This window comes from Arthrobacter sp. MA-N2 (genome assembly GCF_000517125.1).
Taxonomy (GTDB): domain Bacteria; phylum Actinomycetota; class Actinomycetes; order Actinomycetales; family Micrococcaceae; genus Arthrobacter; species Arthrobacter methylotrophus.
On sequence record NZ_KI912155.1, the window covers coordinates 3,192,289 to 3,206,840 of the forward strand.

A 14,552-nucleotide genomic window follows, 5' to 3' on the forward strand; every position below is an offset into this window, starting at 1 on the left:
TTAAAAAGAGAGTTCACACACGTGGCTAATATCAAGTCCCAGAAGAAGCGCATCCTCACCAACGAGAAGGCTCGCCTGCGTAACAACGCTGTCAAGTCTGAGCTGAAGACGGCCATCCGCGCCGTTGCCACCGCTGTTGAGTCCACGGACAAGGATGCCGCTGCAAAGGCTCTTGTTGCTGCCAGCCGCAAGCTGGACAAGGCTGTCAGCAAGGGCGTTATTCACAAGAACAACGCCGCAAACCGCAAGTCGGCGATCTCCAAAAAGGTCAACGCACTGTAAGGTTTTCCCAGTTCGACTGAGCTGAACGTGAGGCCGGCACCCCTGGGTGCCGGCCTCAAGTATTTAAGGCGGAGCTGCCTGAGACGCGCAGGACCGAGTTTGGCCGCCGGAGCTACTGACTACACGGAAATGGACCCGTGACGCGTGTATTCCGGCGTCGCCAGGAAGTGGGCGTATCGCCCGAGAACCCGGGTGTCGCACGCGGGCTTAGCGGCCGCGGGCCGCGTTGGCAATGACCGTGACGGCATGCTCTACCGCGTACACCGGATCCCGCGAGAGGCCCTTCACCTGGGCATCCGCTTCAGCCGTGACCTGGATGGATCGGACCAGGCCTTCGGGAGTCCAACGCCGGACATCCCGCTGGGCCTGTTCAACGAGCCATGGCTGCATGCCAAGCTGCTTGGCAATCTGTGCCGATGATCCTTGGGCACCGGCTACCTTGGCCAGGGTGCGGAGCTTTGCGGCAAGCGCGGCAACGAGCGGCACGGGGTCGACTCCGGTGGCCAGTGCATGCCGGAGGCTGGACAGGGCCTGCGGTCCATTGCCGGCCATGGCGGCATCGGCAACTTTGAATGCCGTGGCTTCCACGCGGCCGCCATAGTATCGCTCTACCGTAGCTGCATCCACTGCGGTGGTGGCATCCGCGATGAGCTGGTTGCACGCCGCGGCAAGCTCGGAGAGGCTGGCCCCGACGGCGTTGACGAGGGCTTGGACAGCTTCCGCTTCGATGCGGCGCCCGCCTGCCTTGAATTCCGAGACCACGAATGCTGTTTTTTCGGCGTCCTTTTTCAAAGGTTGACAGTCCACAACGGGCCACCCGGAGGACTTCACGGCATCCAGAAGCTTCTTACCCCGCGTCCCGCCTCCGTGCCGAAGGACCAGCACGACGTCGTTCTCCGGCTGTGCGAGGTATTTCAAGGCATCGGCAAGGAAGGCATCGTTCATGGACTCGAGGCCCTCAATCTCGATGAGCTTGGCTTCATCGAACAACGACGGCGTGACGGTCATGGCGAGGGATCCGGATTCGTAGCTTCCAGCAATAAGCTTGCTGATTTCCACGTCCGGCGCCGCGGACCGCACGTGGGAACGGATGCGATCCATGGCACGGATTCCGAGGTACTCCTCAGGTCCGGTGATGAGCACTACGGCGGACGGGGTGACCTCCCGCCAGCTGACGGTGTTTGCCGCGGCGGGTTTAGCCTTGGAGACCGGGGCAGCAGCCAATGTTGCTTCCTTCCAGAAGGTTTTTGCTTCAGTCCTAGTCTCCCATGTCCGGCCGGGCCGGCGGTGGTCCAGGCCGTGGTTCCCCTGGCCGCTCCCCGCCCCCCGTTCTGGCCCTTGGCCCATCGGCGGCGAACAGCTGACTCCCCGGCGGCCATGAAGTGTACTAAGCGGCTGTGCAAAGCCAGCATGGCAGCGCCAGCCCACACTGGATGCAGGACCAACCACACGAGCACCGGGGTCGCAATCGAGCACAGAATCATGGTGGCAATTCCCGTCGGGCCTTCCGGCCAAGGCAGGGATGCGCCTGGAAGTTCCGCACATAACCTGGCAATCGCTGCCACCGCGGCGGCGCTTGCCCCCGCAACAGCGATGGGAATGACCGCAAACCACGGAAACAGGGGAACCAGGGGAACCGCTATGGTCCCAAAGATCGTCACTGGTGCGACAAACGGGGCCACCACGACATTTGTGATCAACGAGTAACTGGAGAACTGCGGCTGCAGGCCGACAATCACGGGACCGCACAGAAGCTGCGCCGCCAAGGGAACCGCAATGGCTGAAGCGAGCCAGGAGGGCACCCAAGCTGGAGTCCAGGATGCGATGGGGCGTGCCAACACGACAATTCCCAGCGTGGCGAGGACCGACAAAAGGAATCCGATGCTCATGCCAAGCGAAGGATCCAGAATCAGCAGGCCAATCACCGCAAGGCAGAGGAACCCCAGACTCCGGCCCCTCCGCCCGCCGCTCAGCGCTGCGAGGCCGATCGCCCCCATGACCGCAGCCCTGAGGACACTCGCGTCCGGTCCTACCATCATGACAAAGGCGGCCAACCCCATCAGGGCCGCGATTGCCGCGACTCCCCTGGCAAGCCGGAAGGTCCTGGCCAGAAGCACAAGGCCTCCAAGAATCAGACTGCAATTTGCCCCACTGACGGCTGTGAGGTGAGTGGTTCCGGTCGTCTTCATGACGGCTTCAAGGCCTTCGTCCAGGGCCGTGGTGTCACCCGTGACCATTCCAGGGAGAAGACCCGCAGCGTCGCCCTGCAGCCACTCGGTAGCAGACTTGAACTCTTTCTTCAGTTGCGCCGGCCCGCGGGAGACGCTTTCCTTCGCCTCCGGCTGCATGGGAGGCGTGGCAGCCGCGAGAACGGCGGCCTCCGCCTGGCCCGCTTTTGCCTGCTTCAGCCTTCCTGCGGTTCTGAGCTTCTGGCCCGTTACAACCTGGTCCCAGCCTTCTCCACCGGTCAGCAGAATCTTCGCGCGCGAACGAACCAACAATCCGTCGGCGGCGATGTCAATCACTTCGGCCGGAACAGCCCACCGTCCAGATCCGCGGGAGGCGGTGCCCAGTTCCCTCGGATCTCCCACAACCAGCACGTGGACGACAACCGAGTCACGCGATGCCGCAGCCTGTGCGACCGGACCGTCCCGCCGGGGTGCGGCATCCAACGCGGCATGGGCGGCCACGGCAGCACCGAACAAACACGCAACCGCCGCCGTGGCAGGAAGCGTCCTCAGGAGCAGACGCGGACTACGCTGAAAGGCCCGTCGACGCCACCCGGCCAGCAGAACGCACGAGCCAAGGAACAAGGCCGCGCAAAGGGCCGCAGTCCATGACGTAGGCAAGAACGCGGCCGAGAGGGAAACGGCCCACGCGAGCAAGGCCGACGGAACCAAGCGCAGGTCGATGCGGCTTTCTCCCTCCCGTGCCATGTCAGACAGTCACCAGCGGCAACAGGGTTTCCAGCATCTTTGGCCCGACACCATCCACGGCATCGAGATCTTCCACAGCCGCAAAGGGTCCGTGCTGCCGCCGCCACTCGACGATGCGCTTGGCCAGGACGGGACCAACCTTGGGCAGACTGTCGAGTTCTTCAGCCGTCGCCGTGTTGAGATTGATCTTGCGGGCTGCTGAACTCCCGGTTCCCGGGTTCCTGCTTTCGGTAGTCTCGTCCACGGCCACGCCAGGAGCTGGTCCATCTGCGGAGGAAACGGGTTCCCCTGGCAGAGGAACATGGATCTTCGCGGCGTCTTGCACCACCGCCGCAAGGTTGAGCCTGTTCAGCTCGGCCGCCGGATCTGCTCCTCCGGCGGCGCCAATCGCGTCAACCACACGCGCTCCGGCGGGTAACGTCACGACTCCGGGATTCTTCACCGCACCGACCACATGGACAGTAATTCGGCCGTGCGGGTCCGGCGGCCCCGTCTGGGCCCCGTCCCTCCCAGCCCCGTTCCTCCCAGCCCCGTTCCTCCCAGTCCCGTCAACCGCAGCTGCGTCAACGCCGTCAACCGCCCGCCCTCCCGCTGACGAGCTGCGGACCAACGGCTCTGCCGTCGGCTGTCGCGCCCAGGCCTGCCAGCCACACCACGACAGCAACAGCAAGCAAGGAATGGCCAACAAGGCGGCTACACGCCACGGAGTGCGCCAGCGTAGCCGTGGAGGGGCTCCGGACTCCCCCGGGCCCTCCCATTCATCGCAGACGAAGCCGGCCTCGGAGCTTCCCGGCCTGCCTTGAATGGACTCACCCAAGGGCAAAAGCGGTAGAGGATCGTTCTCATGCTCGCGATGGGCACCGCCGGGCCCGTCACTGTCCGGCCCCTCCGGTGCAAGGCGGGCCGCGAACCGTTGCCGGGCAGCGCTCGCAGCGTGGTTGGCTGAGGGGGCACCTTTCCTGCGCGGCATATCCCCGAGCGTAGAACGGCCAATCCACCATTGGCAGGCAGTATCGGCCCTATGTGGACAACTCTCCTATCGAGAGACGCTGTGGAGGATCAGCTGCTGCCCGCGGTCGGCTTACCGGCCCCGGCACCCTCCGCGGAACTGCCTGCCGGGCGTTCCGCAAGGCCAGGTGTACTGCTTTCCCCGACGATCACCGCCAGGACGCCGAGGCCGGCGTGGGCAGCCAGCACGGCCGGCAAGGCGCTGATTTGTGCGGGTGGGCACCCCGGGCAATGCGCTCCCAGCCGTGAGGCGAGCCGCTCGGCCTCTGCAACGTTTCCAAAGTGGTGCACGGCAAGCCTCGCTTGTCCTGCCGGGCGGGAAGTTACATCCGCAGCGACGATTTCCTCAAGCCGGGCGACGGCCCTCGCCGCCGAGCGCACCTTCTCAAGCGGCACGATCTTGCCGTCGTCGACCGCGAGGATCGGCTTGATGGACAGCATTGTCCCCAGAAAAGAGGCAGCGGTGCCGATTCTGCCGCCGCGCCGGAGCTGCTCAAGGCTCGGCACGTAGAAGTAGACCTTGGTTCGGCCCATGCGCTCCTCGGCAAAGCGCCGGACCTCGGCTGCCGAACGACCGTCCGCTGCAGCCACAAGGGCGCTTTGGACACCCATGCCCAGGGCCATTCCGACAGTGCGGGAATCAATGACCTCGACGGGGATTGAAACGCGCTCGGCAGCCAGCCGGGCGGCGTCGGCCGTGCCCGACAGCCCGGAGGAGATGTGGATGGAGACGACCGCATCGAAGCCGCGAGCCTTGGCAGCGAGATAGGCCTGTTCGAATTGGCCGGGAGAAGGCCTGGAAGTCTTCACTTGCGATCCGGCCGCCAGTGCCAGTGCGAGCGTCTGGGTGATATCGTCTTCACCCTCGCCGTAGATTTCCTCACCCACCATCACAGGCATCGGCACGACGGCGAGGCGCCCGTCGGCGACGAACGCCTTGACCCATTCGGCCGGGAGCGCGGCTGCCGAGTCAGTGACGACGGCGGTGCGGACCGGAACAGGCGCTGGTTCAGCTCCGCCGCGGCCCGGCGTCGTCGACTGGCGTAGGCGGGCCAGACGTTCCTTGAGCCACATCCATGCGGGTGGTTCGCGGTCCGTCAACGGTGCCTCCTGGGCTGCTGCCCGGCCGCCGGCAAACGCCGGCGGCCGCATTCCCGGCTATGCCGGGACGATGTTGACCAGTTTAGGCGCACGTACGATCACGGTGCGGATGCCACGGCCGTCGAGTGCCCGCTGCACGTTTTCGCTTGCCAACGCAAGCTCGCGCAGGGCGTCTTCACTGATGTCCGGCGATACGTCGAGGCGGTCGCGGACCTTGCCTTGGACCTGGACCACGGCCGTTACGGTGTCCTGGACAAGGAGCGACGGATCGTGGGAAGGCCAACCAGCGTTTGCCACGGAGGCCGGGTGGCCCAACTGGTTCCACAGGTCCTCGGCCGTGTACGGCGCGAAGAGGCTCAAGATGACCGCCACGGCCTCGGCGGCTTCGCGGACGGCAGGATCTGCGCCACCGGCCCCGGAATCGATGGTCTTGCGGGTGGCGTTGACGAGTTCCATCAACTTGGCCACCACGACGTTGAATTTGTTGTTGTCCAACAACTCCACGGCGTCGGCGATGGTCCTGTGAGTGACGGTGCGCAGGGCACGGTCACCGGTCGAGACGTCGACGCCGGGTTCGCTCGCGACGTCCTGGCCGAGGCGCCAGGCGCGGGCAAGGAACTTCGCCGACCCTGACGGCGAAACATCCGCCCAGTCGACGTCGTCCTCGGGCGGGGAGGCGAAAACCATGGTCAGGCGGACGGCATCGACGCCGAACTTGTCCAGTTGCTCACTAAGGTCCACGCCGTTGCCGAGGGACTTGCTCATGGCCTTGCCGCCGTTGAGAACCTGGCCTTGGTTGAGCAGGGCGCTGAATGGCTCGTCGGCCGCAAGCATTCCCATGTCGTGGATGACCTTGGTGAAGAAGCGGGCGTACAGCAAATGCAGGATGGCGTGCTCCACGCCGCCCACGTATTGCCCCACGGGCATCCAGTCGTTGATCTTGGCCGGATCGAAGGGGCCCTCGGTGTAATGCGGGGAAACGAAGCGCAAGAAGTACCAGGACGAGTCCACGAACGTGTCCATGGTGTCCGTGTCGCGCTGGGCGGCCCGTCCGCAATTCGGGCACTCCACGTTGACCCATTCGGCCGCGGCAGCCAGAGGAGACGTACCCCGCGGCGACAGAGCCTCGCCGCGAAGGTCTTCAGGCAGCCTGACGGGAAGTTGATCGTCCGGGACCGGGACCTCTCCGCATTCGGCGCAGTGGATGATGGGGATCGGTGTTCCCCAGAAACGCTGCCGGCTCAGTAGCCAGTCGCGCAAGCGGAAGTTGACGAACTTCTCCCCCGTTCCCAGCTTCTCCAAAATGTCGATGGCTGCCGGGACGGCCTCAGCCTTGGATAATCCATCCAGTTCGCCGGAGTTGATCAGGGTTCCCTCACCGGCGGAAGCAATACCGGTTTCCGCGGGGTTTTCCGCACCGGTGTCCAGTACGGGACGCACCGGCAGATCAAAGGCCCGGGCGAAATCGAGGTCGCGCTGGTCATGGGCGGGTACCGCCATGATGGCCCCCGTGCCGTAGTCCGCGAGCACGTAGTCGGCGGCCCAGACGGGAAGTTTTTCACCGTTGAGGGGATTAATGGCGTAACGGCCGGTGAACACGCCTGTCTTCTCGCGCTCAGTCGACTGTCGCTCGATGTCCGACAGGGCCTTGACCCTTTCACGGTAGGCCATGAGGGCGTCATGGTGTTCGGGCGTGACCAGGTCCAATGCCAGGTGCGCGTCCGCGGCAACAACGAAGAACGTTGCCCCATACAGGGTGTCCGGGCGGGTGGTGAAGACAGTCACTTCACGCTCGGCCCTGGTATCCGCGGCTTCGATGACGAACCGCACGTGTGCGCCCTCGGAGCGGCCGATCCAGTTGCGCTGCATCGCCAGTACCCGCTCGGGCCAGTGGCCTTGCAGTTCGGACATGTCGTCCAGCAAGCGGTCAGCGTAGTCGGTGATCTTGAAGTACCACTGATTCAGGGACTTCTTGGTGACCGGGGTTCCGCAGCGTTCGCAAGCGCCGTTGACCACTTGCTCGTTCGCCAGTACGGTCAAGTCCTTCGGGCACCAGTTGACCGGGGAATCCTTGCGGTAGGCAAGGCCACGCTCGTAGAAGCGCTTGAACAGCCACTGTGTCCAGCGGTAGTACTCGGGATCCGAAGTGTGCAGCCGGCGGGACCAATCGACAGAGATGGCATAACGCTTGAACGATGCCGCCTGGGTATCGATGTTGGCGTACGTCCACTCGCTTGGGTGGGCGTTGCGCTTGATGGCGGCGTTCTCCGCGGGCAGCCCGAAGGAGTCCCAGCCGATGGGGTGCAGGACGTCAAAGCCCTTCTGCCGCAGGTACCGGGCCACGACATCGCCCATGGCGAAGGCCTCGGCATGGCCCATGTGGAGGTCCCCGGAAGGGTAGGGGAACATGTCCAGGACGTAGCGCCGCTCACGGGAGCCGTCGTCAACGGGAGTGAAGACTTTGAGGTCTTCCCAGACCTGCGGCCACTTGGCCTCCATCGAAGCGAAGCTGTAGACACCCTCCTCGGGCGTCTCGCCTGCCACTGCTGACTGTGCTCCGGTTTCTGTCTCCGGCTGAACGCTCACTGCTGCCCTCTTCTGTTCTTCCATGACGGTTTTGCCTCCTGCTCCGGGTCCCGGAAGGTCCCGGACACACAAAAGCCCCTCGGCAAGGAGGGGCGGCCGCTCGGTTCGCGTTCTCTAAGATCGACGTTTACCGGGCGGCTAGCTAAGCAGAAGGATCGCACGCATAAAGCCACCTTACCCGCCCGTTGCGTGTTTATGGAAACACGCAACAAGTAGCCAAAAGTTCGAGGGAAGCCGCCTTTCGACGGAGGTGGGTGAACTGGGTTTCGATGGGGCGGCCCCTCGCCCGGGTGTGGTGGGCACCGCGAAGCGGGCGGGGCAGGGGCCGCCCCATCGAAACAGGCGAGGCGGCCCCTAGCTTAGGTGAGGCGGCCTTTCAAAGAGACCTACTTAACGTCCTCGTCGACCCAATCCATGGACTTGGTGACTGCCTTCTTCCACAGACGCATTTGGCGGTCCCGTTCGCCCGCGTCCATCTGCGGCTCCCAGCGCTTGTCCTCGCCCCAGTTTGCGCTGAGCTCGCCGAGGTCTTTCCAGAAGCCGACGGCGAGGCCTGCCGCGTAGGCCGCACCCAGGGCCGTGGTTTCCACGACCTTAGGACGGACCACCGGCACACCCAGGATGTCCGCCTGGAACTGCATGAGCGCCTCATTGGCGACCATGCCGCCGTCGACCTTCAGCTCGGTCAGCGGAACGCCGGAGTCCGCGTTGACGGCGTCGAGCACTTCGCGGGTCTGGAACGCTGTGGCCTCCAGCGCTGCGCGGGCGATGTGACCCTTGTTGGCGAAGCGGGTGAGGCCCACGATGGCTCCGCGCGCGTCTGCGCGCCAGTACGGGGCGAACAGGCCGGAGAACGCAGGCACGATGTAGACGCCGCCGTTGTCCTCGACGCTGGCCGCCAGCGTCTCCACCTCCGGAGCGGAACTGATCATGCCTAGGTTGTCGCGGAGCCACTGGATCAGTGAACCCGTGACGGCAATGGAACCTTCCAAGGCATAATGCGGCTTGGCATCGCCCAGCTTGTAGCCGAGCGTCGTCAGCAAGCCGTTTTTCGAGTGGACGATCTCTTCGCCCGTGTTGAAGATCAGGAAGCATCCGGTGCCATAGGTGTTCTTCGCTTCTCCCGGCTCGAACGCCGCCTGGCCAAAGGTCGCCGCCTGCTGATCGCCCAAGATGCCCGCGACCGGTACTTCGCGCAGCAGTTGGGAAGTGTGGACGGTGCCGTAAACCTCGGAGGAGGACTTGATGGCGGGCATCATCGACGCCGGCACGCCGAACGCGTCCAGAATGTCCTGGTCCCACTGCAGGGTGTCGAGGTCCATGAACATCGTGCGGGAGGCGTTCGTGACATCGGTGGCATGCACACCGCCGTCGACGCCGCCGGTCAGGTTCCACAAGACCCAGCAGTCGGTGTTGCCGAAGATCAGGTCGCCGGCTTCGGCCTTGGCCCGCGCACCTTCAACGTTGTCCAGGATCCACTTGATCTTGGTGCCGGAGAAGTACGTGGCCAGGGGAAGGCCGACCTTTTGCTTGAATCGCTCGGGTCCGCCGTCACGGGCGAGTTCGTCCACGATCGATTGGGTGCGCGTATCCTGCCAGACGATGGCGTTGTAGATCGGTTCGCCCGTGTTCTTGTCCCACACGACGGCGGTTTCGCGCTGGTTGGTGATACCTACGGCAGCGATGTCGTGGCGGGTCAGGTTGGCCTTGGACAAGGCCGAACCGACGACCTCCCTGACGTTGTTCCAGATTTCCACCGGGTTGTGCTCCACCCAACCGGCCTGGGGGAATATTTGCTCGTGCTCCATCTGGCCGGTGGAGACAATGTTGCCTGTGTGATCAAACACGATGGCGCGCGAGCTGGTGGTTCCCTGGTCAATGGCGATGACGTATTGCGACATTTTGACGTCCTTGTCTGCTTGCTGTGGTGCGGATACGGATTAGGGAGCGGGAGATGTACTACTTGGCGACGGTTGCCATGATCGGCAGGGAGTGGGCGACGAGGCCGGCAATGGTTCCACCCAGGAGGGGACCTACTACAGGAACCCAGGAGTAGGCCCAGTCGCTGGAGCCTTTGCCCTTGATCGGTAGAAGAGCGTGCGCGATGCGGGGGCCGAGGTCACGGGCCGGGTTGATGGCATAGCCGGTTGGTCCGCCGAGGGACGCGCCGATGCCGACGACGAGCAATGCCACCGCGAGCGGCCCCAGGCCGGAAGGAGTGCCGCCGAAGGTCAGGATCACGAAGACCAGCACGAACGTGCCGATGATTTCGGTGACGAGGTTCCACGGGTAGGAGCGGATGGCCGGTCCCGTGGAGAACACGGCGAGTTTGCTTGCTGCCAGCGGCTCGGCGTCGAAGTGCTGTTTGTGGGCGAGCCACGCGAAGACGGCGCCAAGGAATGCGCCGAGCAGTTCTCCACCGAAGTAGGTGAACGTGGATGCCGCACTCACTGCCACTCCGGGGGCGAACTCGGCCTTGCCGTCAGCCAGGAGGCCAAGCGTCACGGCCGGGTTCAGGTGCGCACCGGACTTGGAAGCCACGTATACGCCGGCAAATACTGCGATGCCCCAGCCAAAATTCACCATCAGGAACCCGCCGTTGTTACCCTTCGTGCCCTTCAGCGCGACGTTTGCCACAACGCCACAGCCAAGCAGGGTAAGCATGCCGGTTCCGAACACTTCGGAAAGGAAAACAATCCCGAGAGACATCTTTGACTCCTCATTTTCTTCTGTTGTCAGCCCTGCAGATTTTGTTAGGGCGTTTTGGCCGGAACAATCAAGCTGATGTGACGTACATTACGTTCATGCGACGAGGCTGTGAACAGTCACGCCATGAAAACGTTGAAGGACCTCCTGTGCATGCTGGATCTCGGCGTCACGCCTCGCTTCGTCCCAAGCAAGCTGCGCAGAAAGAACTTCGGCGATTTCGTTGAGGAGCTCCCCTGTCACGAGACCCCGGAAAGCCAGCGAGGTGCGGCGGATGAGGACATCCACGAGGTGCCCGATCTGTTCGTTGCCGGCCATGAATTCCAGTTCACGGACGCTGAGCTCGTTCGTGGAGCTCAGTTTCCGGTCCTCGCCTGCATGGAGGTAGGCGATGACGTCTTCGGCACGGGTCCCGTAGCGCGTCAGCAATCCGCTGACCCGGTCGGCGCCAAGGCCGGGAGACATGTGTCCCTTGACCCAGTCTTGGATCCCTTCTTCACTGTCCGGGAAGCCGGATCCGCCCCCGATGGCGAGCTTCGCCGTCGAGACCTTGCGTTCCATGCCCAGTTCCCGGAGCACATCATCGCTGAGATGTTCGGCAAGGGCCCGGAAAGTGGTCCATTTTCCGCCGATCAAGGAAAGTACGACGGCGGCCTTGCCGCCTTGCGCGGCCACAGGACGGGAGGCTGGGCCCTCGCTTCGTTCGATGCGGTAGTCGCGGGAAACGAACCCGGGCTGAGTGTCATCGTGGCGCGGAAGCGGCCGGACCCCGGCGAAACTGTAGACGATATGACCGCGGTCCACGGTGACGGAGGGGAAGACGTGTCCAATGAGGTCGAAGAAATAGTCGATCTCGGCTTCCGTACACACTGCGTCCTCGGCCATGTCGGCGTCCACATCGGTGGTGCCCACCAGGACACGGTCACCCATGGGGTAGATCAGGACGATCCGCCCGTCCGTGTGTTCGAAGAAGATTTCGCGACCACCGCAGGCTGCGAGAAGCTCCGGGTGATCCAGCACAATGTGGGAACCTTTGGTCCCTCCCATGAAGTGGCTCGCGGTCCCCATCGCCTTGTTGGTGAGATCCACCCACGCCCCGGTCGTGTTGACGATGACGTCCGCATGGAAGCTGAACTCCTCGCCCGTGAGCTCATCCCGGAGCAAGACAGAACCCGCTGTGGCATCCACGCCAGCTGCGGGGTCCATGGACACCAGGGACACATAGTTGCTTGCGCGTGCGCTGCCGCCCGGCAGCCCGCTTCCGATGCCGGCCTTCTCGCCATCCTGTAGCACGTCGAGCGTAAGGCGCTCGGGATTGTGCACGGAAGCGTCGAAGTACGTGGCTGCGTATTTTATGCCGGGATGCAGCCGGGGCAGTTCGGTCAATGCTCTTTCCCTGCCGCGGAACTGATGGCGGGGGACGCTGCCCCCGTCGCGGGAGAAGAAGTCGTAAATGCTCAGCCCGAGCTTGATGAGGAAGGCGCCGCGTTCCTTCGGCTTCCCTTGCTTGTGGGTAAGGAATCGGGTGGGAGCGGAAAGGATGCCGGAGAAGGTGCTGAAGATGGGGATGGTTGTCTGCAGTGGCTTGACGTAGTGGGGAGCGATCTTCAAAAGCCGGTTGCGCTCGAGCACCGACTCTTTCACCAAGCGGAATTCGCCGTTCTCAAGGTAGCGGATACCGCCGTGGATCATATGGGACGAGGCTCCGCTGGCACCTTGGCAATAGTCACCGCGCTCGACGAGGGCAACGTCCACGCCCTGCAGCGCCAAATCACGGAAGGTAGCCACGCCGTTGATGCCGCCTCCGATGATCAGCACCCGGGCTTGCGGACGTTCACGAAGCGCGGAAGCCGAGTTTCGGCGAAGTGATCCCTCTGCGGACCTGAAAATGCTGTTGTATCCCAAAACTGCTCCCTTGGGCATTGGTATGTGCGCTGCATCTCTTGACGTCGCACCTTGCACAACTATTCTTCGAAGGAGTGGAAAAAGAAATCAAGCTATTTGCACAAACGTGCAGAACGGAACCGGGATGCCACGCTCACGACCTTCGGACGCCCTCCGGGCAGCGCAGATGTACTACCTTCAGGACCTCACGATGGACGCGATCGCCCGGGAACTTCGGACCTCGCGTTCAACCGTCTCCCGCCTGCTGTCCTCGGCCCGCGAGTCAGGACTGGTGCAAGTCCAGATCCGCAGCCCGCTGGACTCCGCCCCCGAACTGGAGCGCATGATCCGCAGCCAATATGGGGTCGACGTGCATGTGGTTCCCGTTCTGGACACTTTGAACGAGGCGGAAACCCTTGACCGGGTCGCGATGCAGGCAGCACGCACCATAGGTCCCCTCGTCGACTCAAACGCCATCATCGGCGTCGCCTGGGGTGCCACCATCAGTGCCGTCAGCAGGCATCTGACCCGCAAGATCACCCACGACAGCACCGTCGTCCAGCTCAACGGTGCGGGCAACATGCAAACCACCGGAATCACGTACGCCAGCGACATCATGCGGCGCTTTGGCATCGCTTACGGCGCACGGGTGGAACAGTTCCCCGTGCCCGCATTCTTCGACCACGCCTCGACAAAGACTGCCATGTGGAATGAGCGAAGCGTCCAACGCGTGCTCGAACTCCAAGGCAAAATGAGCATCGCCATCTTCGGCGTGGGCTCGGTGCACGCGGACTACCCCAGCCACGTATATGCCGGCGGGTACCTCGACGAAACAGACCTCAATCTGCTGGCGGGCTCGGACGTCGTGGGCGATGTCGCGACGGTCTTCTTCCGTGCCGATGGATCCTCCGACGGGATCACCCTCAACGAGCGTTCCACCGGTCCAAGCCACGAGCAGCTACGGCAGGTCAGGCGCCGGATCTGCGTCGTATCCGGCGCCTCCAAGATCAACGGCCTGCGCGGCGCCCTGGCAGCGAGGTTGGCCACCGACCTGATCGTGGACGAGGCCACCGCCAAACGGCTGGTGAGTTTCGGCAGTCCATCCGGAATGTTTGAATGAGCCTGAAACATTCCCGGCATCGAGGTAGGTAGAGTCTTGGCTATGAAACCCTCGCCCCGGCTCAGTCTCAACAACGGCGTCTTGATTGACCAGCTAGGGTTCGGACTCTACAAAGTGCCACCGGCGGACGCCACGTCCCTGGTCGCCACGGCGCTCGGCACAGGTTACCGGCACTTCGATACCGCCGCCATGTATGGCAACGAAACCGGTGTGGGCCGCGGCATCGGCAGCGCCGTCATACCGCCGGCCGGCGTGGACAGCAACACGGGAGGTTCCGGGGAAGGCACCCACCCGCTCTCACGCGAAGACGTCTTTGTGACCACCAAGCTCTGGAACGAGGATCAGGGATACGACTCCACGCTCCGGGCATTCGACACTTCCATGGCAAACATCGGACTGGACTACATCGATCTGTACCTGATCCACTGGCCGTGCGCCGCGCGCGGACTCTTCCAGGAGAGCTACCGGGCCATGGAAACCCTGTACCGCGAGGGGCGCGTACGCGCGATCGGAGTTTCCAACTTCCAGCCGGCCCACCTTGAGGCCCTCATGCAAAAAGCCGAAGTAGTGCCCGCAGTGAACCAGATCGAACTGCACCCCTGGCTGCAGCAGACCCGGCTCCGGACCTTGCACGAGCAGTTGCGCATACGCACCGAGGCGTGGAGCCCGTTGGGCCGCGGACAGGTTCTCCACGATCCAGCCATCCAAGCCCTCGCCGACAAATATGGCAAGACAGCCGCGCAAATCATCATCCGCTGGCACCTCCAATTGGGGAATATCGTCATTCCCAAGGCGAGCACTGCCGCACGCATCCAGGAGAACTTCAGTGTCTTCGGCTTCGAGCTAGATACCGATGACATGGATGGCCTGGCCGCCCTCGAACGCCACCACCGCACCGGGTCACACCCGGATAACGTCAACTAGGACCC

Annotated in this window: 11 protein-coding genes; 3 read left to right on the forward strand and 8 right to left on the reverse strand. The window is 63.6% G+C overall.

The genetic code is table 11. The features are described 5' to 3' along the window. Positions 1-21: 21 nt before the first annotated feature. A complete protein-coding gene (rpsT, locus tag A3M3_RS0115650) occupies positions 22-282 on the forward strand; it encodes a 30S ribosomal protein S20 (RefSeq protein ID WP_028267110.1) in 261 nt (86 codons plus the stop codon). Between the two features lie 207 nt (positions 283-489). On the opposite strand, the gene holA is transcribed toward rpsT, so the two are convergent. The 8 genes from holA to A3M3_RS0115690 all read right to left on the reverse strand — a co-directional run bounded on the left by holA (position 490) and on the right by A3M3_RS0115690 (position 12,542). Then, positions 490-1,506, reverse strand: coding sequence for a DNA polymerase III subunit delta (gene holA / locus A3M3_RS0115655; RefSeq protein WP_028267111.1), 1,017 nt, complete (start codon positions 1,504-1,506; stop codon positions 490-492). Then, positions 1,425-3,218: a ComEC/Rec2 family competence protein gene (locus A3M3_RS0115660; RefSeq protein ID WP_035741886.1), complete on the reverse strand. Its 1,794-nt coding sequence runs from the start codon at positions 3,216-3,218 to the stop codon at positions 1,425-1,427. Before A3M3_RS0115660 ends, holA begins: the two co-directional genes overlap by 82 nt. Before the next feature lies 1 nt (position 3,219). After that, on the reverse strand, positions 3,220-3,642 hold the full coding sequence (locus tag A3M3_RS29570) for a helix-hairpin-helix domain-containing protein (RefSeq protein WP_231497284.1): 423 nt from the start codon (positions 3,640-3,642) through the stop codon (positions 3,220-3,222). 635 nt (positions 3,643-4,277) lie between these two features. Continuing rightward, positions 4,278-5,378, reverse strand: a complete 1,101-nt coding sequence (locus A3M3_RS25480) for a DegV family protein (protein WP_081736833.1) — start codon at positions 5,376-5,378, stop codon at positions 4,278-4,280. A 6-nt stretch (positions 5,379-5,384) separates the two neighbouring features. Next, positions 5,385-7,913 carry a leucine--tRNA ligase gene (gene leuS / locus A3M3_RS0115675; RefSeq protein WP_028267114.1) on the reverse strand — a complete coding sequence of 843 codons (2,529 nt, stop codon included), beginning with the start codon at positions 7,911-7,913 and terminating at the stop codon, positions 5,385-5,387. Between the two features lie 386 nt (positions 7,914-8,299). Continuing rightward, the gene (gene glpK / locus A3M3_RS0115680; protein ID WP_028267115.1) at positions 8,300-9,814 is read right to left on the reverse strand and encodes a glycerol kinase GlpK; all 1,515 of its coding nucleotides are present in this window, start codon (positions 9,812-9,814) and stop codon (positions 8,300-8,302) included. 58 nt (positions 9,815-9,872) lie between these two features. After that, the gene (locus A3M3_RS0115685; RefSeq protein WP_028267116.1) at positions 9,873-10,622 is read right to left on the reverse strand and encodes an MIP/aquaporin family protein; all 750 of its coding nucleotides are present in this window, start codon (positions 10,620-10,622) and stop codon (positions 9,873-9,875) included. Positions 10,623-10,715: 93 nt separating this feature from the next. Then, positions 10,716-12,542, reverse strand: coding sequence for a glycerol-3-phosphate dehydrogenase/oxidase (locus A3M3_RS0115690; protein WP_197023269.1), 1,827 nt, complete (start codon positions 12,540-12,542; stop codon positions 10,716-10,718). 106 nt (positions 12,543-12,648) lie between these two features. Here A3M3_RS0115690 and A3M3_RS0115695 point away from each other — a divergent pair, with 106 nt between their 5' ends. Together A3M3_RS0115695 and A3M3_RS0115700 are read left to right on the forward strand one after the other, a co-directional pair. Further along, on the forward strand, positions 12,649-13,623 hold the full coding sequence (locus tag A3M3_RS0115695; protein ID WP_028267118.1) for a sugar-binding transcriptional regulator: 975 nt from the start codon (positions 12,649-12,651) through the stop codon (positions 13,621-13,623). A gap of 42 nt (positions 13,624-13,665) precedes the next feature. Continuing rightward, the gene (locus A3M3_RS0115700; protein ID WP_028267119.1) at positions 13,666-14,547 is read left to right on the forward strand and encodes an aldo/keto reductase; all 882 of its coding nucleotides are present in this window, start codon (positions 13,666-13,668) and stop codon (positions 14,545-14,547) included. Positions 14,548-14,552 lie beyond the last annotated feature (5 nt).